Genomic DNA, 26,024 nt, shown 5'->3' with positions numbered 1-26,024 from the left:
TAATTGCCGTCGGTAGCCTGATGGCTAGGCCGCATGCTGGCACATGGCCTGTCCGAACGGCAGCTCGCGCCGGAAGGCGCTGATGTCGCGTCCGCTCTGGATCAGGTCGAAATACCACGGGCCGTCCTTGACGTCACCATACAGCACCGCACCGACCAGGCGTGTGCCGCGCAGCACCAGCCGCTTGTAGATGCCCCGGCGCGGGTCGCGTACTACCAGGTCTTCGGTATCCTCGCCGCCGATGAAATCGCCCGCCGAATAGAGGTCCACGCCGGTCACCTTCAGTTTGGTGGCGGTGGCCTGCTGCACATAGCGGCGATGACCGGCACCGGCCAGATGAGCACCGCAGACGCGCGCCTGATCCCAGATCGGCGCCACCAGTCCGAAGGTGGCCTTGCGGTGCTGCACGCATTCGCCCACGGCATAGATGCGCGGGTCGTAGGTCTGCAAGGTGTCGTCGACGATGATGGCGCGCTCGCAGTGCAAGCCTGCCGACTTGGCCAGGGCGATGTTGGGACGCACGCCCGCCGTCATCACCACCAGATCGGCGGGAATGCTGTTGCCATCCTTGAAGCGCACGGCGGTGACGCGATCCGGGCCGACGATCTCTTCGGTATGGGCATTGAGCAGGAAGCGCAGGCCCTTGTCTTCCAGCGCTTTCTTCAGCAGGGCGGCGGCGGGTTTGTCGAGTTGCTGATTCATCAGCGCATCGGTGACATGCACCACGGTCACGTCCATGCCCTGGCGCATCAGGCCATTGGCCGCCTCCAGCCCGAGCAGGCCGCCGCCGATCGCCACCGCATGGCGATGGGTGCGTGCGGCTTGCAGCATGGTGTCCACGTCCTGGATGTCGCGAAAGGCGATCACGCCCGGCAGTTGATGGCCCGGCACCGGGATGATGAAGGGCGTGGAACCGGTGGCCAGCAGCAGACGGTCGTATTTCACCGCCAGGCCGGAGCGCGCATGCACGGTGCGCTGGCGGCGGTCGATGCGTTCCACCGGATCGCCCGCATGCAGGGTGATACCGTTGTCGTCGTACCAGGCGCGCGGGTTGAGCATGATGTCATCGATGCTCTTGTCGCCGGCCAGTACCGGCGAGAGCATGATGCGGTTGTAGTTGCCGTGCGGCTCGGCGCCGAAGACGGTGATGTCGTAGAGGTCCGGTGCCAGCTTCAACAATTCCTCCACCGTGCGCATGCCGGCCATGCCATTGCCGACCACGACCAGCGAGGGCTTGGCGGTCGTCATCTCAGCCACCGATCCAGACTTTGCCTTCATCGATGCGCGCCGGCCAGGCGGGTACCGAGTTGGCGGGTTCTTCCAGGCACTGCCCGGTGGTGAGATCGAAGTGATGCTTGTAGATCGGCGAGGCCACCACGATGCGTTCGCCCAGATTACCCACCAGTCCGCGCGAAAGCACGGCGGCCTGCGCATTGGGATCATAGTTGCCGATGGCGAAGACACGCGGCTGCGGCTCGCCCTGGCTGCGGTCGATGACGTGGAAGATGGCTACCTGCTGGTCGCCGATCAGCGCGGCCACGCCGGTATTGGGGACGATCTCTGCCAGTTCGCAGACGGGGGTCCATTGCTTGATTTGTTGGTCGCTGTGCATGCGGTGCTCCTCATGGTTGTACGGCGGGTGCGCCTTCGATACGCGGCCTTGCCGCTACTCAGGACGAACGGTTCCTTCTTCATCGACCACCGTTCGGACTGAGCAGTCGCGCCGTGACGTATCGACGGCGCGACGATGGCCGGATATCACACGGTCTCGACGACGACGGGAATATCGAGCAGCTTCTTCTCGGCCACCGTGGCCGGACGGATCTGCCCGCGTTCCTCGACGAACCTGATGTTGCCGTCGGCCGCCTTGCTGTTGACGAAGTGGCGGAAGCGCTTGCGCGTTTCCGGATCGGTGACGGCCTTCTTCCATTCGCACTGGTAGGTGTCGACCACGCGCTGCATCTCGCTTTCCAGCTCGGCGGCGATGCCCAGCTTATCATCGATGACCACGCTCTTGAGGTAGTCCAGCCCGCCTTCCAGATTCTCGCGCCAGGTGCTGGTGCGTTGCAGGCGGTCGGCGGTGCGCACGTAGAACATCAGGAAACGGTCCACGTAACGGATCAGCGTGGCTTCATCGAGGTCCGAGGCGATCAGTTCGGCATGACGCGGCTTCATGCCGCCATTGCCGCAGACGTACAGGTTCCAGCCCTTCTCGGTGGCGATGATGCCCACGTCCTTGCCCTGTGCTTCAGCGCATTCACGGGTGCAGCCGGAGACGCCGAACTTGATCTTGTGCGGCGAGCGCAGACCCTTGTAGCGGTTTTCCAGACGCACGGCGAAGCCCACGCTGTCGCCCACTCCGTAACGGCACCAGGTCGAGCCGACGCAGGACTTCACCGTGCGCAGCGACTTGCCGTAGGCATGGCCGGTTTCGAAACCGGCAGCGATCAGTTCTTCCCAGATGTCGGGCAACTGGTCCACGCGGGCACCGAACAGGTCTACGCGCTGGCCACCGGTGATCTTGGTGTAGAGGCCGTATTTCTTGGCGATCTGGCCCACGGCGATGAGGCCATCGGGCGTGACTTCGCCACCGGCCATGCGCGGCACCACCGAGTAGGTGCCATCCTTCTGGATGTTGCCGAGGAAGTAGTCGTTGGAATCCTGCAGGCCCGCGTGTTCCTTCTTGAGCACGAAGTCGTTCCACAGCGAGGCCAGTACATTGGCCACCATCGGCTTGCAGACATCGCAGCCCAGGCCCTTGCCATGCTTGGCCAGCAGTTCATCGAAGCTCTTGATCTGACCTACGCGCACGAGGTGGTGGATTTCCTGGCGCGAGTAGGGGAAGTGTTCGCAGACGTGATTGTTGACTGCCAGGCCCTGCTTCTTCATCTCGGCCTTCATTACCTGCGTGACCAGCGGCACGCAGCCGCCGCAAGCGGTGCCGGCCTTGGTGCAAGCCTTCAGGTCGCCGATATTGGTGACACCCGAGGCCACCGCCGCACACAGCTGGCCCTTGGAGACGTTGTTGCAGGAACAGATCTGCGCCGATTCCGGCAGCGCATCCACGCCCAGGCCCGGCTTGGTCTTGCCATCGGATTGCGGCAGGATCAGGAATTCGGGCGACTCCGGCAGTTCGATCTTGTTGAGCATCATCTGCAGCAGCGTGCCGTATTCCGAGGCATCGCCCACCATCACTGCACCCAGCAGGTGCTTGCCGGATTCAGAGACCACGATCTTCTTGTAGATCTGCTTGCGTTCATCGGTGAACTGATACGAGCGGCTGCCGGCCTCCTTGCCGTGCGCATCGCCGATGCTGGCCACGTCCACGCCCATGAGTTTCAATTTGGTGCTCATGTCGGCACCGTTGAAGGCCGGGACTTCAATGGCTTCATCGCGGTGCGAGAGCAGGTGCCTGGCCGCAGTGCGGGCCATGTCGTAACCGGGGGCGACCAGGCCGAAAATCTTGCCGTTCCATAGCGCGCATTCGCCGATGGCATACACGGCCGTATCCGAGGTGAGGCAGCTGTTGTCGATCACGATGCCGCCACGGTCGCCCACCTTCAGACCGGCCTGGCGTGCCAGTTCGTCGCGCGGACGGATGCCGGCGGAGAAGACGATCATGTCGGTTTCCAGGTGCGAGCCGTCTTCGAAATTCATGCGATGGGTGTGCTGCTTGCCATCGACGATCTCCACCGTATTCTTTTGCGTATGGGCGGTCACGCCCAGTTCCTCGATCTTCTGGCGCAGGATGCGGCCACCGCTTTCGTCGACCTGCACGGCCATCAGGCGCGGGGCGAATTCGACCACGTGGGTGTCCAGCTTGAGGTCGCGCAGGGCCTTGGCGCATTCCAGGCCCAGCAGACCGCCGCCGATGACCACGCCGCTCTTGGAACGGCTGCCGCATTCCAGCATCGCTTCCAGGTCTTCGATGGTGCGATAGACGAAGCAATCCTTGCGCTGGTTGCCGGCCACGGTCGGCACGAAGGGGTAGGAGCCGGTGGCCAGCACCAGCTTGTCATAGGTCAGGGTCTCTTCCACGCCGGCCACGTTGACCCGCACCTGCTTGCGTTCCAGGTCGATGTGCTGGGCCTTGGCGTTGAGCTTGAGATCGAACTGCACCGCGCTGCGGCCGGCATCGAAGAAGCCCGGCGCCACCAGAGACAAGTCTTCTGCACTCTTGCCGGCGAAGAATTCGGAGAGGTGCACGCGGTCGTAGGCCGGGCGCGGTTCTTCGCACAGGATGGTGACCTTGAGGTCGCCTGCGCCGCTCTCGGCCAGGCATTCCAGGAATTTGTGGCCGACCATGCCGTGGCCGATGACGATGATGTTCATGGGGTATCTCCTCAGGCTGCAGCTTTGTTGTCGGCCAGGACGGCTTCGCCGTGCTTGTCCGACGCAGTGAAACGGATGGCCACGGCGCACAGGGCCGAGAGGGTCACCAGCACGCCCAGCATCGACAGGGTTTGCTGGGTATTGCCCAGGCCCTTCATCAGGAAGCCCGCCAGTACCGCACCGACGTTGCCACCGGCACCGATGATGCCGGCCACGCCACCGAGTGCCTTGCGGTCGATGAAGGGCACCAGCGCATAGGTGGCGCCGCAGGCCATGTGGGTGAACAGACCAAAGCACAGCATGGCGATGACTGCAGCGACCACGCTGCCGGCATGGGCGAACCACAGCAGGCCCAGGCCTTCGCCCAGCATCATCACGAAGAGCAGGGTGGCGCGGCGGTTCAGGCCGCCACGCAGGGCCACCTTGTCGGAGATGAAGCCGCCCAGGGCGCGGGCAAACAGCGCCAGCAGGCCGAAGCTGGCGGCGGCGAGGCCGGCCGATTCCAGCGAGAGCTGGAAGTGTTCGACGTAATAGATGGCGGCGATGTTGTGGATGAAGATTTCCACGCCGAAGCAGGCGCCATAGGTGATGAAGAGCATCCACACGCGATAGTTGGCAGCGGCCGCACGGAAGCTGGCCCAGCCGCCGCGCTTGCCGCTTTCGATGGTGGTGCCGGCGGCGCGCAGGTCGTCATAGTTGCCGTCCGGGCAGTCCTGGGTAAAGCGCCAGTAGAGCGCGGCCATGATCAGCATCAGCACGCCCGGCACCAGCAGCGCAGCACGCCAGCCCCAGCTGTGCGAGACGCCCAGCATCAGCATGGCCGCCATCAGCAGCGGCATCACGCCCTGCGCCACGCCGCCACCGGCATTGCCCCAGCCGGCCGTGGCCGCGTTGGCGGTGCCGACCACGTTGGGCGCGAACATCACCGAGGTGTGATATTGGGTGATGACGAAGCTGGCACCGACCGCACCGATGAGCAGACGGAAGAACAGGAAGCTCTCATAGCTCTGCGCGAAGGCCACGCCGATGACCGGCACGGCGCCGGCCAGCAAGAGGCCGGTGTAGGTCTTGCGCGGGCCGAAGCGGTCGCACAGGGGGCCGACGATCAGGCGCACCAGGATGGTCACGGCGACTGCGGCGATATTGATGTTGGCGATCTGGCCCGGGGTGAGGTGGAACTCACCCTTGATCACCGGCATCAGCGGTGCGCAGGCGAACCAGGCGAAGAAGCAGACGAAGAAGGCCATCCAGGTCAGGTGGAAGGCGCGCATCTGGGGCGTGCCCAGGGAGAACAGCGCGATACGATTGGATTTGCTCATGTCGGGTCCCGTGAAAACAAAAAGGCGTCCGCTCAACGCCGGGAAACCTTCCCGGTCTGAGCGGACGCCGTTGTCCGTATGCATTGCAGATCCATCGTTAGATCAGCATCAATTTGGTGGATCGTCCTTGATCCTGACGATCAATGAGCAAAGCCCGTGCCAGCCTGTGGAATCTGGCCGGAAAGTCCATCTGGAGCGGGTTTGCGGGGAGGAGGGCAGAACTGCGGCGCGACAATGGCAGGCAGCCATATCACCGATATATATCATTGCATGATGTATCAGGGGGCAGCCTGCGCATTCGTGGTGCAGTGCATCGTGGCAGTGCGCCGCCGACGTGCGGGGCGGGTCTGTTGCCGTAGGGCTATGCCGGGTTGGGGCGCGGAGGGACAAGCGCTTTAGCGCGGCTGGAAGGCAATGAGCGCCATGCCTGCCAGCGCGACCGCTACCCCGGCGCAATCCCAGGCCGAGGGCCGTACGCCATCCACCGCCCACAGCCAGGCCATGGCCACGGCGATGTAGACGCCGCCATAGGCCGCATAGACGCGGCCGGAAGCGGCCTCATGCAGCGTCAGCAGCCAGGCGAACAAAGCCAGGCTGGCCGCGGCCGGCAGCAGCAGCCAGATGCTGCGGTCCTGCTTGAGCCAGAGGTAGGGGAGATAGCAGCCGACGATTTCGGCCAGGGCGGTACAGAGATAGAGGAAAACCGTTTTCATGCGCCGGTGGTTCAGTCTTCTTCGCGGGCGCTGATGTCGGCGCGCTCATCGTCGGTCTTGCGCATCCATTGCTGGTGCAGGAAGTGCTCCAGCGGACGGCCCACCAGGAAGAGGATGAAGATCAGGCCGGTGGCCATCAGCGCTACCAGCCACCAGCCTGCGCCGCAGACGATGCCTACGGCCGCCGTGACCCAGATCGAGGCGGCGGTGGTCAGGCCGCGCACCTTCTCGCTGCGCTGTTCATGGACGATGACCCCGGCCCCCAGAAAACCGATGCCGGTAATGACGCCCTGAATGGCGCGGCTGACGGCATCGCGGTTTTGCTCGTCGGCATCCAGCGCGAAATTCATTGCCGCCAGGGTGACCAGGGCGGACCCCAGCGCCACCAGTCCCAGGGTCTTCATGCCGGTCGGTTTGCCGCGCAGGTTGCGGTCGATGCCGATGGCGCAGCCGATGAGCATGGCGAAGAGCAGGCGGCAAAAGATTTCCAGGTAATCGGTCATGGGAGGCAGGGGCAGTGAGCGAGGGCGACATTGTAACCCCGGCGCGCTGCGCAATTTTCACCTTCCCCGTACCTGCGAGGCCGCGCACAAAAAAGCCCCGCCAGTTTCGACGGGGCAAATCAGGCATGGCGGGAGACTTTGGAGGCTTCGCCATGCTGCGCTCAAGTATCAGACAGCAGTCACTAGCAAGCGCCGGGCAGCGTCATCCACGTATCGGTGGCTGCTGCGTCAGTGTGATTGTTGATCAGGAACCCGAACCACCAGCGCCTCCGGCACCACCGCTGCCGCTACCGCCCGCTGCACCGCCAGCACCTGCACCCGTACCACCGGCACCGCCTGCTCCGCCTCCGACACCGCCGTTGCCGCCCGGCGAGGTTCCCAGCGCGCCATTGCCGCTGCCCGTGGAGCCGGAATTGTTGCCGGACCGGGACTGATGGCCGCTGCTCTTGTCCGACTTGTTGTGGTTGCGCATGCTCCTGCTGGAGGAAGAACTGCCTGCGTCCGAGGCGCTATTGTTGGGCGTGGTCTGTGCGCCGGTGGCACCGGCTGCGCCCGAGCCGGCCGCGCCGGAGCCGGAACCTGCGCTACCGCCTGCACCGGAATTCTGCGCAAAGGCGCCGGTGCTGAAAGCGGCGACCACCAGGGCGGTGCCGAGGAATTTCAAAGTCGGTTTGGACATGGGATTCTCCTAGGGTTGTTGTGGGGGCGTCCCGCCATCGCGAGCCGTTGGAGCCATACTAGGACCTGCCCCGATGGGGGGCAGTCGGACGCAGTTTCAAACGCATGTCGGTGCTTTCGTACCGGGATGACGGCGCTTGTTGTTGAGCCGCGCAGTCCATCGCGCCGGTTTCACCGATGAGCAGGCGCTCACGGCAGTGTCTGGCGCAGTTCGCTCGGACTGATCCCGTAATGCTGGCGAAAGCGCATCGCAAAGCGCGAGGGCGAGTCGTAACCGCAGGCTGAGGCAATGTCGGCAATCGGCAGGGACGAGGCCTGCAACTGGTCCAGTGCCAGCCCCAGCTGCACCTTGTCCAGCAGTTCCCGAAAGCCGGTCTGCTCGCGTGCCAGGCGCCGGCGCAGCGTCGAGACGCTGCAATGAAACGCTGCGGCCACGCGCTCCAGGCTGCGTTCTTCGGGGGCCAGCATCAGCAGATGTTGCTCGATGTGGTGGCTGATGGCGTCGCCCCGTTCACGCAGCAGCCCGCCGATGGCCCCGCGCAGGCTCAGTGCCAGCAACAGACCCTCGGCGGCCTGGCACTGCAGTTCGACGGCGGCATCTTCGCGGATGCAGTCCTGCAGATGGCGCCAGGCGCGCAGGACATCGGCATCCTGGGCCACGCTGCTGACCGCACTGGCATCGCGCGCCTGCACCCCCTGACCGGGATAGTGCAGACGGAAGCGCTCGATGAGCGCCGACGGCAACGAAATCATGTCAGCCGCATACTCGCCCCCCTTGGGCAGGTTGGTGACGTTCATCTGCGTGCCGGGCGCGATGAGCAACAAGACATCCTGGCCACACAGCAGATGGCGATGGCCCCATTGCAGGCGCTTCTTGCCCTGGCGCACGTGGCAGATGCTGGCCAGGCCGATGAAGACCTGGCGCAGTTGCTGTTCGTGACGGGCGCGGATGCGGGTCAGCGTGGGGCGAGGACCATGTGCGAAGGGCAGGATGGCGAGGTCATTTGGCATGTGGGAGATCACGTCCGTAGTAGGCAGTCAGCCGCGCCTGGCCGAGTGCCGAGGCATTCAGGAAGTAGCCGAGCATAGCACCGCTGGCTTGTGCATCCAGTGGCAGGTTTTCGGTTTTCAGTGCCCAAATGACCAATTGATAGCGATGCGGTTTGTCCCCCTGCGGCGGGCAGGCGCCGCCAAAGCCGCTGCTGCCGAAGTCGGTGCGACCCTGCACGGCACCTGCCGGCAAGCCTCGGCCTTTTGCATCGATGCCGCCCGGCAGGCTGGTGGTGGAGGCCGGCAGGTTGAATACGGTCCAGTGCCACCAGCCGCTGCCGGTAGGCGCATCCGGGTCATACAGGGTCACGGCAAAACTCTTGGTGCCCGCCGGGGCGCCGGACCACGACAGCTGCGGTGAGCGGTTCGCACCCATGCAGCCGAAGCCGTTGAAGACCTGCGCGATCGACAGCGTTTGGCCGTCCTTGATGTCGCTGCTGGTGACGGTGAAATCGGCAGCGTGGGCCGACAGTGCAGAAAACGTCAGGGCCAGCGCGGCCAGGCAATTGCGGGGAAAAGACATGAAGACGCTCCAGTCAAGGTTGAGGAGCGCCCATGGTAGAGGACCGAGGACCGCCACATGGTGCAGAAAACGTCAGCTTCGGTGCAGAAAGCGTCAAGGCGCCCCGGTCAGTGCCGGGCGTTCAGAACAGGTTCAGCGAGACCAGGTAATCCAGGCCCTGGAACAGTTCCACATAACGGCTGGCGGCCGACTCATTGATGACGATGAAGCGGGAGAAGTCGAACAGGGCCGGTTCCAGCTGGGCATCGATGGCCTGCTGGGCCGCGAAGCTGGCATAGCTGAGGCCAAAGCCATAGAACTGCTCCTTGAACTGCGGGCTCAGGTTGGCCTCGTCGACCGGATGGAATTTCATCACCAGCCGTGCGTGATGGCTGGCCACCAGTGCGTGCATGGTGCGCAGCGAGCTCATGAGCCCGTGCAGGTTTTTCTGGGATTCTTCGCTGTGCTGGCCGCAGCGCGCCACCATGTTGATGATGTTGGGCAGGAAGCACAGCCAGTGGCGGCCTTGTTCGCGCAGTTTTTCTTGCGGGGCCAGGCTGACCGTATGCACCGCCGGCAGTGCGGCGAAGGCGGCCGGGCAGACGCGATAGGCGCCGCCATACTTCGGACTGGCGGCATCGAACCAGATGGCGGGCACGCTGTTGACCTGCAGGACGGCTTGCGGTGTGAGTCCCAGACGCTGCATCAAGAGGGGCTGGGCTTGCAGCAATTGCAGCAGCATTGCGGCATCGACCGCCGTATCCTGTGCCGGCCGGGCCAGATCGGGATTGCAGGAGGTATTGCCTTCTTCCAGATAGCACACGGTCTGCACCGCCGTGGCCAGCTTGAGCAGCTTGCCCAACAGAAAGCCGGTATGAGGCAGGAAGATGCGCAGCGGCGTCGTCGTCTCGGGCAGTGCCGTCACCAGCCGCGCCAGAAACTCCACGGTGCGCGCAGGATCCCAGATGCCGTCGTCGGTCACCCGCACGAAGGGGGCGTGCCATTTCATGCCGCGCCCGCATACCACCACCGGCGCAACCACCTGACCATCGCGCTCCAGTTGCCGCGCGATGGAATAGGTGATGGGGCTGTGCAGGTAGAGGATGTCCATGAAGATGCCGTGCGCGGCAAGATGCCATCTCGTCATCATCGTGGTAGCCAGCCCCGGTTACCATGGGAAGATCGTTCACAAACGTAACAAGATGTGACGGAATGTGGCCAGGCGCAGCGGTTGGCAAGCGGTGTGCTGCGCGTGATGAATCGAGAGATCGCATGAGCGCCCTGGAATTGTCTTGGGGCGACATGGCGTTGTCGGCCGTCCCGGTGCTGATCAACGCCATCGCATCGCTGGCATTGGGTTTGCAGATTCACCGTCCACTGCTGGTAGCGGCGTTGCGGATGATGGCCTAACTGCTGCTGATGCTCGCCGCCGCCGCGCGAAGTCGGCGGCCATCATCGAAGCCTGCCTGGCACTGGAACAGACTCGTCAGCAAGCGTTGCGTGCGCCGCGCATGGCGGCCATCCGCAGCGGTTTGCTGCCGGTCATCAACCAGATGTCGGCGGCGGGCATCATCACTCGGCCTGGCATCATGACAGGGCAGGTGCTGGCCGGCATGGATGCGCTGGCAGCGGCCAAGTATCAGATCCTGCTCATGTTCATCCTGGCCGGGGCCAGTGGGTTGGCGGCCTTTGGTGCGGCGACGCTCGCCATGTGGCGATTGACGGATGGGCGGCAGCGGTTGCGGTTGGATCGGTTGCGGAATCAGACTCGGAAATAGCCATCTTCATCCGGTGATTGTTTGGTGCTGTGCTTGGCGGCGTTGTGAACGCTCTCGTGCCTCAGCGCTTCGTCGGTATTCATCGTCTTCCCTTCTTCAGGTTCTTCTCATCTCGGAACGTTTGTTTTGCTTGAGATGCGAACCTTTCTTTCTGATTGCCAGGATTTCTGTGGCTCGTTGCGCATCGGGAACTTTCGGTGATATTGCGATATTTCATAAGCTCTGATGCGAGACAAAATTTGTTCGACGGAACTGTAGAAATATCTCGATCCCAATCTCGAATAAATCTTAGAAATTTAGCGTAAGTCGGATTCGGTCAGGAAAATGCTTCCCAATATTCGGATAAAAGTCTGATCATCTCCAGCTTCGTTGCATGGGGGCGATATCGACGTATGAAATGGCGTGACGGTTGGTTCGAATAATTAATTAATAAATTATTTAGCTATTAAAGTCCTGCTTGAAAAGCCACTCTTTATTTTGCTGATCCACGGCTGGAAACGGCCCTATTTCCTTCCCTTTGACAGGACTCTATCCGAATGAAATCGGAGTCGGTATTTTGTCGTCATCAAGATGGCAAGAGCTATGAGGAGAATCGCTCGCAAATTTAGAACCCATTTCATAAATAGCGCCGCATGAGGATGATGGAGAAAGCGAGATGAACGAAGCCTGTGTAATGATCGGCGCAACGCTCCCATCGGGTAAGTACACGCTTGAAGGCATTAAGCCAGGCAAACAGTCGTTCGATCTTCCATCGGCGCCGGTATCGGCGCAGCGCCCGGCCGTCTTGAGTGACCGCTCTTTTTCGATTGCTCTTGTGTGGTGCGATCAGTTCAATGCCTTTGGCAGCAAGTCTTTGATCGAGCGGATCACTATCGTAGGCGCGATCCCCAATAATTCGTTCGGGTCGTCCCACTGTGACAATCTCATCGAGGGTAGCCTCGACAAGGGTGACTTCATGTGGGCTAGCAGAAGACGTGTGCACGCCGAGTGGAAGACCAGTAGCGTCTGCAATAACCATGAGCTTCGTACCCTTGCCCCGCTTGGTCTTTCCGACCTTTGGGCCCCTTTTTTTGCCAACACAAACGTGCCGTCAATAAAGCATTCGGAAAGATTGATTTGGCCAACCTCTTCGAGGTGTTGCGCCAGTGCTTCGAGTATGTGCCGTAGCACGCCACTCTTGACCCAGCGCGAAAATCTTCGGAAGCATGTCGTGCCAGAGGGGAACCGATCTGGCAAATCACACCAGGCCGCACCGGTGCGTAGCACCCAGAGAATCCCGTTCATGACGGCGCGGTTGCTGTGCAATTCCGGGCGTCCACGCCCATCATCACGTCTAGGTGTTTCTGGTATCAGCGGCTCCAGAATCGCCCATTGTTCGTCTGTTAGTTCTTCTCTTCGTGCCATACGAAGAAGTTAACACGCACGATAAAAAGTTAACAGACCCTATTTATGAAATGAATTCTAGTTGTAAATTATTTAGTCGAACCCATTTCATAAATAGCGCCGCATGAGGATGACGGAGAAAGCGAGATGAACGAAGCCTGTGTAATGATCGGCGCAACGCTCCCATCGGGTAAGTACACGCTTGAAGGCATTAAGCCAGGCAAACAGTCGTTCGATCTTCCATCGGCGCCGGTATCGGCGCAGCGCCCGGCCGTCTTGAGTGACCGCTCTTTTTCGATTGCTCTTGTGTGGTGCGATCAGTTCAATGCCTTTGGCAGCAAGTCTTTGATCGAGCGGATCACTATCGTAGGCGCGATCCCCAATAATTCGTTCGGGTCGTCCCACTGTGACAATCTCATCGAGGGTAGCCTCGACAAGGGTGACTTCATGTGGGCTAGCAGAAGACGTGTGCACGCCGAGTGGAAGACCAGTAGCGTCTGCAATAACCATGAGCTTCGTACCCTTGCCCCGCTTGGTCTTTCCGACCTTTGGGCCCCTTTTTTTGCCAACACAAACGTGCCGTCAATAAAGCATTCGGAAAGATTGATTTGGCCAACCTCTTCGAGGTGTTGCGCCAGTGCTTCGAGTATGTGCCGTAGCACGCCACTCTTGACCCAGCGCGAAAATCTTCGGAAGCATGTCGTGCCAGAGGGGAACCGATCTGGCAAATCACACCAGGCCGCACCGGTGCGTAGCACCCAGAGAATCCCGTTCATGACGGCGCGGTTGCTGTGCAATTCCGGGCGTCCACGCCCATCATCACGTCTAGGTGTTTCTGGTATCAGCGGCTCCAGAATCGCCCATTGTTCGTCTGTTAGTTCTTCTCTTCGTGCCATACGAAGAAGTTAACACGCACGATAAAAAGTTAACAGACCCTATTTATGAAATGAATTCTCACTATTGGACGAACTGGGTGCGTTTCTGCTTTGGTTCTTTTGGTTGGGCAAGCTGGCGGAAAAAGAGAGATTTAAATAAGGCGCGCTATGGGATTAATGTCAAATTCTCGAAATGTAAATTTGATGATCTTCATTCTAATTTCAGTTGGATTTGGTGTTGCCTTTGCAAGTCCATTTGCAACGGAAATAGGCGATCAATCGGAAAAATGTTCTTCAAAAATGCGTGAAGAGAATATTGAGGGGTATCAACTGCCAAAGGTGGGAGATGGGGCGATTGACTTAATGGAGGCGCTTCGAATTATTCATGAAAATTTTCTCCTAGTTCGGATGGATTTTATGAATGATGAAAAAATTAAAAGTGTCTTTGGCCCCGGTGAACTCAGTGAAATTGACTTGCATGATCCTTCGGTTACTGCAAAGAAAATGTTGTCTACGGCGAGAATAGATTTATTAGAACCCATTTCATAAATAGGCGTGAGATGCGTTCTGTCCAGAAAGGGCGCTGGCAAGGCGCGCGACGCGTCGTGTGGCGGTGCCACACGCAAGGAGCGCAACGCGGCCAGCGCCCTTTCTGGACAGAACCCGGAGGGAGCGGCCCGTTTGGGCGAATTGCTGCGTTACGAATTTGGGTCAAGACGCCCAGTCTTGACCCAAATTCGCGCCTTGCACTTCATCCCAAACGGGACTCGCTCGCACTCACGCCTATTTATGAAATGGGTTCTAGCTGTTGATTATATTTTGTGGAGGTCAAGACGCTTTGAAGCAACCCGCTTAACAACAAGTAGTTGGATCAAAGTTTCTGCCCAATCCAAAGAAAATGCGTATGAAGCAGACTTAATCGAGAAATACTTGGTACCCAAGCTCACGGGAAGAGATCTCTTAAGAGAACAGGTGCTTACCTCTGTCAATCAGCATGCTCATGCTAGCTATTACAAACGGCGTCCGGCAACGCATCCAAAGGGCTATTTTACTTATCAAGAAAAGCTTGATTCCAAATGTTATCGATCAGACCTGTACTTGCGCCTAGATGCCAATGGTCGATTGATGGACATTGACATCAAACAAGAAGATAAATAAATAAATTTAGATCCAACGATTAAAAAATGCGAAATTTATATAAAAGAATATCGCTTACAAAATTAATTTTGATGATCTTAATTTTTGGATTTCTATACTCCGGGCGTCCATGGGATGAATTCCATCAACATAATCCGATGGAAAGCGATCTGGTTCGATTGGGGCCTATGGAGATTGAGGCGATTCGTGGGAGAAATGCATCTGTGAGGTTTTACTTCAACGATAGGTCTCAGCCAGGATTTCTGGTTGCTTCGTATTCTTTCAATCGAGAATTAGATGTCTTCTCGGTAATTCGGGATCAGAGAAACCAGGGTAAAGCCAAAGCCTATTTATGGATTTATTCAAAAGATGGAAGGACGAGTCTTTGGCGAATAGATATTGGTGAAGTGAATGTTCTCTCCTTTGATGAGGCAAAGAAGAATGAGAAGGGAGAGGAGCGGCAGAGGAAAAGGGAAAATTTTATTGCAGTGATTTTCACTTTATTTCTTATCATGAGTTTTGTTCGCTGGGGCGAGCTGAAGCAACGATGGAGACATCATGACCGGTAGAATTCCATGGGAAGTAATCGCGCAGAAACAAGCTGCAAGGGAGGTCGCGCTAAGATCTAGTCAAGCAGAGGATCTCACAGCCGTTTGGACTTCGTTTTTGACAGTTTCTGGACAAGGTAGTGGAATTTATAGTGCGGCAGGCGACATTAAAACAGCTCTTGTTGATGATGGTATGGTCACTGCCAAGAGCAGAGAGGCAGCCGCTTTTACAGCGGCAGGTAGCACGATACAACTGGGTAGCGGAGCTGCGTCTCTGCTAGTGTCAGGGGCCAATACGTTATCGCGTGCATCTGGACGAGCGACCGCAACGAACTGGATGAACAATCTGGTCAGCGGCCTGCAAGCGCAACTGGCGGGTATCGTGGATGCGCACGGGCAGCCGGTGTATGGCCTGATCACTCCGCGCCTGCCTTCGCTGGGCTACCAATATGATCCTGATGGATTTAATTATTCCAATGGTGCCAAGGGCCATCTCTATCTGAAATGGAGAGATGAAAACGGCCAGGAACAGACCCGCTATTACGATGGCGCCGGCAATCGTAGCGACGGCACCGGCGATACGCTGGTGGGTGACTTCATGAAGCGGGCGCTGCAAGCGGTGGTTCCATCTTGGGAAGCTGAAACGGTCCGCCAGCATTTTCTGCAGGAAGGTTCAGTCGCAGCAGCAATGCCTGCGCACGGGGCGGGAATGCCGGTCGAGGACGCGCAGCATCTGACACAAAGCTTCACAGCACTGACTTTCCAGGCCGTCGCCGCTCCCGGATCGGACAATGCCCCATCCATATTCACGCGAGATAGGTGTCGGTTCACCGCCAGCCCTCGGCCAGAGGGAGAGTTTCGTTCCACGTTGATCTAGATTCGAATCGCTTTGACAGCTTGCAGAAATTCCGTGTACTCGTTGTTATCGCCAGTGATCTCGAAAAAATTTATCGGCTTTAATCCCGAGCAAAATATTTTCGAAATCTCGATAGAAATCGGTCGATTCCAATTTCGAATATATCTTAGGAAATTGGCCTAGTTCGGATTTGATCCTGAAAAGGCTTCCATCAATCTGGGTCAATGAACGAGTATCTCAAGCTTGGTGGTGTGGCAGAGCTGCCGGAATAAAACTTGGATTACGTCGATTTTCTGATTTTCCATAAAAGACTATTTACTCATCCAGTGAATTCAATATTTCCCTTGAGGTGCTCCAGATGAATCTGTGCAAGGCGTTTCCTGTTTTGCTAAATGCAATCTTGATGTTGAGTTCCCATGCTGTCGGCGCGGCAGAAAAAACATTGACGCCTCAGCAGATCGAGGCCAAACGAAAGTGTCCGACGGGACCCTATGATCGCTGCGGAGAGCTGGTGGGTGCCTTCCCAAAATTCAAGAATAATCCTCCTGCGAGTCGCATCATCGGCGGGCGAACGTATTTGATTCCGGCAGACTTTTTTCAAAGCCTTGATCCGACCGGGCAAGGCAATCAATTAACTGCATACTGGATTCCCCTTGCGCACAAGGTAGATGGCAGTGAAATTGCCGGAACTTTGTTCGCCCGGGAAAGTATGAAGTACGGGATGATCTGGCCATTTGGCGTAAGAATTTCAATAAAAACTAATTCTAAAAAAGTTAAAAATCCAAGCACGTATACGAACTGTGCTCCGATCGAAATGGCCAACGAAAAAATCCCGACCAAGATGTACTTCGATATGACGGCTTACAGAGATCGATCAAGAGACTACCATCTGGATACCTGTTACGTATCAGATGATCCGGCATATGAATACTATCCGGGTGTGCCGGTGACTTACAAAGTCTCCTATCCATATAGTCAGCGTAATGGATGGAAGGGTACGCCGGCAGAGGAGAGAGCGGTCGGAGGCTTCGCCATCCACGATGACAAGGTGTATGTGGAGTATATGTTCCAGTCCGCGATGTTTCCTTATTGGAAGGAGATTCATCAGAGTGTTTTAGCTCTCATTAAATCCTGGGAGCGATAAACAATGCCTTATAAATTCACGGACCAACAATTAGAGAAAATCCGGTTGCTCGCGAGCAGCGCTGCGGATACATATAAAGGTGATTCTTCGGCGAAGGGTGCATATGCCGAGGTGTACCAATATATTGCGGATTTGCTTGCCGGAAAAATAGATCAGGTACCTGGATCGGTAGCTCCAGTAACGCTTGGAACCGATGTTCAACAAGTACAGTTGTGGTTTTCCGGTGCCGCCAGAGCAAATGCCGGGCAGGGGCCGTTTTCGGTTTTGATTCGTGAGTACACGCAGGCCCAGGCAGAACTTCGGGGAATGGGGCGGTTTACGGATGCACAAATGCAAACGGCGTCAAATGCGGTTGGTTTCGCGGCGCTGAGTGATGTTCTTTCTCCGGACAATCATGGAGCTCTGATAAGCATTAACGAGATTGCGGAGAAAGATGCCACGGCAGTTGGAAAGGTTTTATTCCCGCGGATCCCCAACGCTGAAAATAATCCAGCTTGGTCCGGCGTAGTTCTATTTGGCATGTTGGGTAGCGATCAGACATGGCGAGTCTATGGGGCAGACGGTCGATACACCGACGTCTCACAATGCATGGATACTGGCTTCGCTCATCAAGCCTTGACCAAGGCGCTGGGTTTTACCGTGTTTGGCGACGATGGCGTGCTTAACGCGAACGTCGGACTGCAAGATCTGGATATCCTGCAAAGGATGTGGACGCTTCAGCACGGAGAAAATAAAAGTACGTCAGGCCTCTCCCCAGGTGCAGTAATTGACGTCACTTTGAGAGAGATGGCTGGGCCATTTCTGAAGCCGGTGGTAAACGCTCAGCAAGTATTGAACACCTTGGCGGCGCGCTACGGGGTGTGCAGTGCGGCGTCACTGTCCGCTGCGACAGAAGAAGTACCATTGGTGATGTGGATTCCGAGGGTGGACGGCAAAGGAGAGATCATTGGCTACTCGGGGGAATCTCCTTCCAGTATCGAATGGAGAGACAGGGGAGGGTACATAGCCTATTTTGACTCCGAAAAAGCGTCGGTAGCGGTAGCAGGCAATGGGGAACAGAGTTGGAGGCTCGGAAATTCAATTCGCCTTGAAAAAAATATGGGCGGAAAAAACGAGGTCTATTTTATTGATGCTGCCAATGTCGATATTCCCATCGTCTCCGGTCATGAGGCCAAGGGCACGTTACCACTGGACAGTGAAAAGGCACAGGCGAACGAGAGCGGTGCGCCGTCAAATCAAGCAAGGTCTTCGTCGAATCCCAACGCTTCTTCCTCATCACATGTCCATGATGGCGGGAGAATATCCTCTGTTGTTGACAAGAATGGACAAGAGCATATCTCCTCTTTTCCGCAGATTAATTCTGATGCTGAACTTGGAGAAGCTCCTTTCTCTAAAGAGCTTGAAAAGGAGGTTCAGAAATCGGTTGACGAGCGAAATATTCGTGACATTGTTTCCCTGTCGAGTGGAATGGATGTTGCTGGTGACCGGTACGTCAGTATTCGTCAATCAATTCAACATCAACTGGATGAGACGACGCTAGCTCTGTTAGATAAACAGCGCGACACTCTAAGCCAGCAGTTGGCTCACCTAGGCTTTGCTGATGCAGATTTCCACCAGATGCCGGACGCCAGTATCGTCATTACCAACAGAGAAGGCACGACGATCGGCCATTTGCAAAGCCAATCTGACGGCTCAATCCGCTACGTTGACGACCATGACAATGGTTTTGAAGTCTCCCCCGATGGCCGATCACAAATGGTCTTCAAGGGCTATAGCGAGAGTGATCGCCAACAAGCCCAACAACTACAATCCGGCCTCGGCGCCGTCCAAAGCGCCCTCTCCCTGATCCAGGCCCTGGAGCAGGGCAATACCTTCTCCGCCGCACTGGCCGGGGTATCGATGATGAACCAGATCATCGCAGCCAGCGGCGGAAACCTGCCGCCGGAACTGGCTTCGATGGTCGGCCCGATGCGCGACATCGGAGCCGGCTTCGGTGCGGTCGCCGCAGCGATGAACCTGGCCGAAGCGATCAAACAGGGTGATGCGATGGGCATCCTGCAATCGTCGGCCAACCTTGGTTCACAGGGTATCCACCTCTATGCAGCGATGGAAGGACTGGAACTGGTCGACAAGGCCGGTAACGCAACAGGTGCTCTGGGCTCGGCAGCACAGGGTCTGGGTATGGTTGCGGCCGGCGTTGGGCTGGTCATGGCCATTGAATCGGGTAATCCGGTGTCGATGGCGACATCAGCGCTGAGCCTGATGTCGAGCGTCGGCATGATCAATCCGTATATCGGGGTCGCCATTGCCATCTATTCGCTGGTCAGCAGTCTTTTCGGCAACTCCGACCAACCGATGCTCGAAGGCCAGGCACAGGCGATCTGGGACGAGAGCGGTACGACCCAGGTTATCACTACGCAGAACAGCCACAATGGCGGAGCGACCGCAACGAACTGGATGAACAATCTGGTCAGCGGCCTGCAAGCGCAACTGGCGGGTATCGTGGATGCGCACGGGCAGCCGGTGTATGGCCTGATCACTCCGCGCCTGCCTTCGCTGGGCTACCAATATGATCCTGATGGATTTAATTATTCCAATGGTGCCAAGGGCCATCTCTATCTGAAATGGAGAGATGAAAACGGCCAGGAACAGACCCGCTATTACGATGGCGCCGGCAATCGTAGCGACGGCACCGGCGATACGCTGGTGGGTGACTTCATGAAGCGGGCGCTGCAAGCGGTGGTTCCATCTTGGGAAGCTGAAACGGTCCGCCAGCATTTTCTGCAGGAAGGTTCAGTCGCAGCAGCAATGCCTGCGCACGGGGCGGGAATGCCGGTCGAGGACGCGCAGCATCTGACACAAAGCTTCACAGCACTGACTTTCCAGGCCGTCGCCGCTCCCGGATCGGACAATGCCCTCATCCATGCCGATATCGACGGTGACGGCTATCTGGAAAAGACCGAGTGGATTGCGGCCAACCAGGGCATCCTAAGCATCGATCTCAACGGCGACGGCAGGATCGGCGCAGGCGAACTGTTGAATCTGGACCCAGCTGCCACGTTGCAGCGAAATAGTTTGCGCTGGCTGGACGCAAACCGGGATGGAATGCTCGATGCACGCGACCCGGCCTTTGCGGTTCTGAAGGTTTGGTTGGACGTCAATCACGACGGGGTCTCGCATGGTGCGGGCGAAAGATCCACGAGCGAATTGCAGGATCTGGCGGCCGCTGGTATTACAGGTATCGACTTTGCGGGCGAAGTGCCGATGTTGGTGAGGGCCGATGGTGCTAAGGTGCGCCTGAATGTCCAGCACCTGACCGGTGACGTCAAGGGTGTGGCATATCTGATGACGCCAGGCGGTTTGCTGGAATCGCAGGAGGGTGGGGAAACGCTTCTCCATGCGATCAATACTCGTGCGTTCGATGGTCAGAAAGCGCATACGCACGGTGGCGATCTGGCGCAGGAGGGCGGCCATGCGCTCATCGAAGTGGGTAATGCTGCGCTCAAATCTGCCTCGGAGCGTACGATCGAGCAGAGTAGTCAGCGCATTGATACGGAAATAAAGGCAGGTGATCGACGTCTTGCTGGTGGCGCTGTCGGCGCGGCATCGGTAGGCCAAGCCGCGACAGCCGGCCCTGCAGCCAGGACGGTGGCGGCTCAGGTGCGTAGCGCGCCACTTGCCTTTCTGCCTGGCAGTGCGACCACGCCCTATCAGCAGTTGCGTCAGGCAACCCAAGAGATGCTTCGCAGCGCAGATAACAGTCTGTTCGGGCTCAATAGTGACAGTGGTGTGCCGCTGGTCGCGGTTGCCGTGGCCGCAGCAGCCACTCAGTGGCCAGTGGTCGCTGCGCCTCAGCAGGCTTTGACGCAACCGACCGATATGCGGGCTGGCGCTTGGATTGCCGAGAGTTCCGCTGCGGAGGATTTGGTGCTGGCAAGCGTCCAGACCGTTGCCGTGAATGGAGAGCAGTCGATAGAAAAGAGCCGGCGTGACAGCGCGGCGCTCTCCGACAGCAATGCTGTTGTAACAGTGCTCTTGCCAGTCTCGTCAGTGAGCAGGGAAGTAGCAGAACTTCGTCCGGAAGAGTCATTTGCGCAAGCGGTCAGCATGACAGTGAACACTGCGCCAGTGACCGTGGAAACCACATCCGAGAGTGAGGTCACGGCCCATGCACCCAAGGTCCGCTACGCAGAGCTAATATCAGCTTCGACTTCTCAAGTTGCTGTATTGGCTGGTCTTACGCTCGACTATCCGACGGTGCTGGGTGAGCACGTCGAGGGCAGCGAGGATATCGGTCTGCGCTTGCCGGAGGCCATGTTGCTGGGCAACGATGCCGCGATCAATGCTGCAGCGAACCCCGAACAGCAGTCGCTGCGTATCACGGCTGTGTTTGACCCTCTGCACGGGCAGGTGTCTTTGGGACGTAGTGCAGACGGCAAGAGTGAAGTCATTTTTGTTCCCGATCAAAATTATCATGGCCCCGCCAGCTTCCGGTACATCGTCACGGATCAATATGGGCTGTCGAGTCAAGCAATGACGAGTCTGGTGATTGCGCCCGTCAATGATGTGCCGCTCATTCAAAACGAAAGCGCGCAAGGCGATGAAGATGGAACGCTGATACTGCGCACAGCCGATCTGCTGGCCAATGATTCCGATGTCGATAGCGCGACAGATGGTGACCAGTTACGCATAACGCGAGTGGGGCAGGCGCTGCATGGGCGGGTCATCCTGGGGGAGGATGGCCTGATTCGCTATTCCCCTGACGCGGATTATCATGGCCCTGCGCAATTTACCTATTGGGTTGGAGATCGTGATAAGCCCGAACTGATCAGAAATGGCGGTGTCGGCAACGAAATCGCCGGTACCGTGAGCCTGAATATTGGCGCTGTCAACGATGCTCCCATCGTGCGCGACGAGTCAGCGTTCGATGATGAAGACAGGATCTTGGTCTTCAGCGTGGCCGAATTGCTGGCCAATGATGCAGATGTGGATGCGGTCAGCGATGGCGACGTATTGCGCATCACTCGGGTCGGACAGGCCGAGCATGGCCAGGTCTTCCTTGGAGATGACGGAAAAATCCGTTTTATCCCTCATCGCGATTACAACGGCCCAGCCCAGTTCACCTATTGGGTCGGAGACCGTGAGCCTGGGCAATTGACCGCGAATGGCGGGGAAGGCTTCGAGACCCCTGGCACGGTACAGCTGACCATCACTCCCATCAATGATGCTCCGGTTGTCTTCAATGAGATGGCCGCAGGCGATGAAGACAATGTTCTGGTCTTCCGTGCCATAGATTTGTTGGCCAACGACGAGGATGTGGATATCGTTACCAATGGCGATGTATTGCGCATCACGCGGGTGGGGCAGGCACAGCATGGCCAGGTTAGCTTGAGCGATGATGGAATGATTCGCTTCACGCCGGACCGGGATTACAACGGTCCAGCCCAATTCAGCTATTGGGTGGGGGATCGCGATCCGGCCGGGTTGATCAGCCAAGGTGGCGTTGGGCAGGAAATTGTCGGGACCGTAAGTCTCTCCATCAGGCCCATCAACGATGCGCCTTTCGTGCGCGATGAATCAGCCTCGGGCGACGAAGACAGAATGTTGATCTTCAGTGCCGCTGATCTGCTGGCCAATGATTCGGATGTGGATGCCGTCAGCGATGGCGATGTATTACGTATCACCCGTGTCGGGCAGGCGCAGCATGGGCAAGCTTTCCTGGGCGACGATGGCAATATCCGTTTTGTGCCTGATCGCGATTACAACGGCCCCGCCCAATTTACCTACTGGGTCGGAGATCGAGAACCTGGGCTATTGAACGCAAGTGGCGGCGAGGGCATCGAGACCGCTGGCACGGTGCATCTGAACATTCTTCCGATCAATGATGCTCCTATCGTCCTGGATGATCAGGCGTCCGGCGATGAGGACAATATTCTGATGTTTCGCGCTGCCGATCTGTTGGCCAATGATTCGGATGTTGATAGTGCCATCAACGGCGACGTACTGCGCATCGCGCGTGTCGGGGAAGCCCAGCATGGACAGGTTTCGTTGGGAGCGGATGGGACGATTCGCTTCAGCCCCGATCCGGACTACAACGGGCCTGCCCAGTTCAGATATTGGGTTAGCGATCGTGATCCAACGCTGTTGGCCGCCGAGGGTGGCGATGGTGTTGAGGTTGCGGGGACGATGTTTCTGAATATTTTATCCATCAACGATCTGCCCGTAGTCACGGGAGAGCAGATCGACAGCGACGAAGACATCGTATTGGAGATTGCGCCGTCCCTCCTGTTGGCTAACGACACGGATGTCGATATCGCCAGCAATGCTCAGGTGCTGCGCATCAGCGCGGTCGGCAATGCGCAGCATGGCTTGGCTGAATTGCTGGAAGACGGAAAGATTCGCTTCGTGCCTGAGCGAGACTATGCAGGTTCTGCTTCTTTCTCTTATCTCGTTGATGATGGTAACGGCGGTCGCGTATGGGCAACAACGTTGATCAAGCTGGCACCCGTCAACGATGTGCCCGATGTGGTCGGAGAGACGATCAGTTTCGATGAAGATGTGATCCAGAATATTGATTCTGAATTGCTATTGGTCAACGACTCGGACGTGGACAATGCGCATGCAATGCTGCGAATCGTCAGCGTCGACGATGCCACGCATGGAGTTGTGACACTCAATTCGGACGGTACTATCGGCTTCGTGCCGGAGCGCGATTACTTCGGTATGGCTGCCTTCGCCTACACGGTGGCCGATGGTGCTGGAGGATTGACCATAGGTATGGCATCGTTGCAGATCAATCCCGTCAACGACGCCCCACGCCTCAAGGGTGAGACGGTGAGTGTGGACGAGGATCAGATCGTCCATCTTGAGGTGAGTACATTGCTTGCCAATGATGCAGACGTCGATAACGATCATGCCCAACTGCAATTGACGTCGGTGGGCAGGGCGGTGCGCGGTGCAGTGCGGCTGGAAAATGGCGAAGTCATCTTCACGCCCCAGCTTAACTATTCGGGACCGGCCAGTTTCAGTTACGTGGTGGAAGATGGTGCCGGCGGAAGAAGCGAGGCCAGAGTTGACCTGCAATTCAACGCCGTCAACGACGCTCCCGTGGTCAACGATGAGCAACTCAACGGCAAACGCAATCTGAGCTACACGCTGACCAAGGCGGCGCTGCTGGCCAATGACAGTGATGTGGAGAATCCCCAGTCGCTTTCCATCGTGGGCGTACGCGCCGCCACCCATGGCACGGTAGTGCTCAATGCCAACGACACGATTAGTTTTTTGCCGGAGGTCAATTATGCCGGTGTCGGTAGCTTTGAGTACGTCGTCCGTGATCCGGATGGCGCGCAGTCCATTGGGACGGTGCGTATCGATTTTTCTCGTGTCAACCAGAATCCGGTGGCTGTTGACGACAGCTTTGTGGGCTTTGAGGATACGGCATTTGTCATTGCGTCTGCACAGTTGCTGGTCAATGATGCGGACCCCGATGCTACAGCGACTTCAAGGTTGTCCGTCACGGCAGTGGGCAATCCGATCAATGGGGCCGTGAGCCTGCAGGGAGATGGCAGTATCCGCTTCACACCTGCACAAGATTACTTTGGTGGTGCCAGTTTCAGGTACTTGGTCTCTGACGGGGAGGGTGGTTCGACTTGGGCGACCGCTTATCTCAATGTGCAGACAGTCAACGATGCGCCCGTCATTGAAGATGTGTGGTACGGACGGCCGATCTACGGCTATCGATGGAGTGAGTTTGGTGACGCAGGTTATGCTTGGTTGGTGCCCGTATCCGATGCACAGACGGCGCTTGCTTTGACTTCAAATCCATATGACAGAGTTGCGCTGGCAGACGGTTCATCCAGATCCAATGACCTGATGGATCAGGCCGGAAATGTAATCGGCTTAAGCTTTTATCGTAATGGGCAGCCCAGGCCAATCGCCATTGATACAGCTGACGCTAAAGAGTTTGATGAGGAGAGCTATTTTGAATATCCGCAAGATGATATCTACCGACAAAACGGCAAGGTCATTGCTTATGATCCCGACGGCTCCAGCACCAATCTGAACTTTGCCGTGCTTGCCGGTCCACAGCACGGCCATGCCTGGGTCAACGAATATACTGATATTTCTGCTCCGCCCAGATTTACTCATAACCATGCACCTCACTACGCCATCCCTGAAAAGGCTGCCTGGCAATACTTCAGCCACTATGGTGATCCTTATTCGGGAGCCGATCCTTTTACAATTCGGGTGACTGATGAGCAGGGGGCTGTTGTTGATGCCGTTATTGCAGCCGTGCACACGGGTACTACCGCTGGTAGTGGCGGTGGCGGAAAGTGTCCTATAGTCATTGACCTTGATGGTGATGGCATCGAACTGGTTCGTCCTGATGCATCCCACATGTTCGCCGACCTGAACGGAGATGGCTGGCGCGAACGTATCGGTTGGGCATCTACCGATGATGGCATCCTCGCCTTTGATGCCAACAATGACGCTCGCATTACCTCTGACAAGGAAATTTCCTTCGTTTCCTACAAGGCTGGCGCACGCACTGATCTGGATGGACTGGTTGCCTTCGATACCGATGGTGATGGAAAGCTGACCGCACAGGATGCACAGTGGTCGGCATTTGGCATCCTCCGTGACATGAACAGGAACGGGATTCAGGATGCGGGCGAGTTCATCTCGCTTGACAAGATGGGCGTCGCTTCCATCGGCTTGCAGCGGCAAGGACTCCCCGAGGTCAACCATGGCAGTGTGATCTTCGGAACGAGCGAGGTCGGCTTTGTGGATGGGCGTCGGTCGCTGGCGGGTGACGTGATGTTCGGTGGCGAAATGTCTCCTTTTCCAGATGCCGTCAATGTGCTGCTGGAGACTGTGAGTTCCGTGCGCAATGTACAGCAACAACCGGCGTTGCCTGACGCTTACGGTCTTTCAGGATCTGCTCCTCATGTTGCGCACGGCTCCGTTTCAGCCGATGCCCACTCATCCATGGACGACATGGCCGCCATCCGTCAGATGGCACTATTGTTCAATCAGATGACCTCAACCAGACTGGAGTCCTCCGAACAAGGCCTGACGTTCCTGCCTTCCGCCACCGATACGATCAGTCTGGTCTCCGGAGAGATTCCAACAGCCGGTGACGGTATTTGCCACGACCCATGTGGTGATGAAGTACGCCCCTTGATGACCCTTTGAAGCCTCCATTC

Annotated in this window: 18 protein-coding genes and 2 pseudogenes; 8 read left to right on the top strand and 12 right to left on the bottom strand. The window is 57.6% G+C overall.

Going from position 1 to position 26,024, the window contains the following annotated elements; genetic code table 11:
• Positions 1-24: 24 nt before the first annotated feature.
• The 10 genes from AACH55_RS15035 to AACH55_RS14990 all read right to left on the bottom strand — a co-directional run bounded on the left by AACH55_RS15035 (position 25) and on the right by AACH55_RS14990 (position 10,247).
• Positions 25-1,248 carry an FAD-dependent oxidoreductase gene (locus AACH55_RS15035; RefSeq protein WP_338715404.1) on the bottom strand — a complete coding sequence of 408 codons (1,224 nt, stop codon included), beginning with the start codon at positions 1,246-1,248 and terminating at the stop codon, positions 25-27.
• A gap of 1 nt (position 1,249) precedes the next feature.
• Complete coding sequence (gene nirD / locus AACH55_RS15030) at positions 1,250-1,612, bottom strand: nitrite reductase small subunit NirD (RefSeq protein WP_338715403.1); 363 nt, start codon at positions 1,610-1,612, stop codon at positions 1,250-1,252.
• Between the two features lie 146 nt (positions 1,613-1,758).
• Entirely contained in the window at positions 1,759-4,332 is a 2,574-nt protein-coding gene (nirB, locus tag AACH55_RS15025; protein WP_338715402.1) for a nitrite reductase large subunit NirB, read from the bottom strand.
• Positions 4,333-4,343: 11 nt separating this feature from the next.
• Complete coding sequence (locus AACH55_RS15020) at positions 4,344-5,651, bottom strand: MFS transporter (protein WP_338715401.1); 1,308 nt, start codon at positions 5,649-5,651, stop codon at positions 4,344-4,346.
• Between the two features lie 395 nt (positions 5,652-6,046).
• On the bottom strand, positions 6,047-6,364 hold the full coding sequence (locus AACH55_RS15015) for a YnfA family protein (RefSeq protein WP_338715400.1): 318 nt from the start codon (positions 6,362-6,364) through the stop codon (positions 6,047-6,049).
• 11 nt (positions 6,365-6,375) lie between these two features.
• On the bottom strand, positions 6,376-6,867 hold the full coding sequence (locus tag AACH55_RS15010) for an MgtC/SapB family protein (protein WP_338715399.1): 492 nt from the start codon (positions 6,865-6,867) through the stop codon (positions 6,376-6,378).
• Between the two features lie 244 nt (positions 6,868-7,111).
• Positions 7,112-7,546 (bottom strand): hypothetical protein, encoded by a 435-nt coding sequence (locus AACH55_RS15005; RefSeq protein ID WP_338715398.1) that lies wholly within the window; start codon positions 7,544-7,546, stop codon positions 7,112-7,114.
• A gap of 188 nt (positions 7,547-7,734) precedes the next feature.
• Positions 7,735-8,556 carry a helix-turn-helix transcriptional regulator gene (locus AACH55_RS15000; protein WP_338715397.1) on the bottom strand — a complete coding sequence of 274 codons (822 nt, stop codon included), beginning with the start codon at positions 8,554-8,556 and terminating at the stop codon, positions 7,735-7,737.
• Positions 8,546-9,118, bottom strand: coding sequence for a YbhB/YbcL family Raf kinase inhibitor-like protein (locus tag AACH55_RS14995; protein WP_338715396.1), 573 nt, complete (start codon positions 9,116-9,118; stop codon positions 8,546-8,548). The genes AACH55_RS15000 and AACH55_RS14995 overlap by 11 nt, the downstream gene beginning before the upstream one ends.
• A gap of 121 nt (positions 9,119-9,239) precedes the next feature.
• The gene (locus tag AACH55_RS14990; protein ID WP_338715395.1) at positions 9,240-10,247 is read right to left on the bottom strand and encodes a hypothetical protein; all 1,008 of its coding nucleotides are present in this window, start codon (positions 10,245-10,247) and stop codon (positions 9,240-9,242) included.
• 122 nt (positions 10,248-10,369) lie between these two features.
• Between AACH55_RS14990 and AACH55_RS14985 the strand changes: the two genes are divergently transcribed.
• The gene (locus tag AACH55_RS14985; protein WP_338720439.1) at positions 10,370-10,507 is read left to right on the top strand and encodes a hypothetical protein; all 138 of its coding nucleotides are present in this window, start codon (positions 10,370-10,372) and stop codon (positions 10,505-10,507) included.
• A gap of 86 nt (positions 10,508-10,593) precedes the next feature.
• Positions 10,594-10,875, top strand: a complete 282-nt coding sequence (locus AACH55_RS14980) for an ABC transporter permease (RefSeq protein WP_338720308.1) — start codon at positions 10,594-10,596, stop codon at positions 10,873-10,875.
• A 616-nt stretch (positions 10,876-11,491) separates the two neighbouring features.
• Here AACH55_RS14980 and AACH55_RS14975 read toward each other — a convergent pair.
• Both AACH55_RS14975 and AACH55_RS14970 read right to left on the bottom strand, forming a co-directional pair.
• Positions 11,492-12,279, bottom strand: a pseudogene (locus tag AACH55_RS14975) (IS5 family transposase).
• Positions 12,280-12,366: 87 nt separating this feature from the next.
• A pseudogene (locus tag AACH55_RS14970) lies at positions 12,367-13,154 on the bottom strand (IS5 family transposase).
• 183 nt (positions 13,155-13,337) lie between these two features.
• On the opposite strand from AACH55_RS14970, the gene AACH55_RS14965 reads away from it, so the two are divergent.
• The 6 genes from AACH55_RS14965 to AACH55_RS14940 all read left to right on the top strand — a co-directional run bounded on the left by AACH55_RS14965 (position 13,338) and on the right by AACH55_RS14940 (position 26,013).
• Entirely contained in the window at positions 13,338-13,682 is a 345-nt protein-coding gene (locus AACH55_RS14965; protein ID WP_338715394.1) for a hypothetical protein, read from the top strand.
• A gap of 240 nt (positions 13,683-13,922) precedes the next feature.
• Positions 13,923-14,291, top strand: a complete 369-nt coding sequence (locus AACH55_RS14960) for a hypothetical protein (RefSeq protein ID WP_338715393.1) — start codon at positions 13,923-13,925, stop codon at positions 14,289-14,291.
• 137 nt (positions 14,292-14,428) lie between these two features.
• Entirely contained in the window at positions 14,429-14,839 is a 411-nt protein-coding gene (locus AACH55_RS14955; RefSeq protein WP_338715392.1) for a hypothetical protein, read from the top strand.
• 316 nt (positions 14,840-15,155) lie between these two features.
• Positions 15,156-15,695 (top strand): hypothetical protein, encoded by a 540-nt coding sequence (locus tag AACH55_RS14950; protein ID WP_338715391.1) that lies wholly within the window; start codon positions 15,156-15,158, stop codon positions 15,693-15,695.
• Between the two features lie 337 nt (positions 15,696-16,032).
• Positions 16,033-16,818, top strand: a complete 786-nt coding sequence (locus tag AACH55_RS14945; RefSeq protein WP_338715390.1) for a hypothetical protein — start codon at positions 16,033-16,035, stop codon at positions 16,816-16,818.
• 3 nt (positions 16,819-16,821) lie between these two features.
• On the top strand, positions 16,822-26,013 hold the full coding sequence (locus tag AACH55_RS14940; protein WP_338715389.1) for a cadherin-like domain-containing protein: 9,192 nt from the start codon (positions 16,822-16,824) through the stop codon (positions 26,011-26,013).
• The last annotated feature ends 11 nt before the right edge of the window (positions 26,014-26,024 follow it).

Origin of the sequence: Herbaspirillum sp. DW155 (assembly GCF_037076565.1) — a bacterium.
Classification (GTDB): Bacteria; Pseudomonadota; Gammaproteobacteria; order Burkholderiales; family Burkholderiaceae_D; genus Herbaspirillum.
Note: the sequence above shows the minus strand (reverse complement) of the source record. Positions and strands in the feature narration are given on the sequence as shown.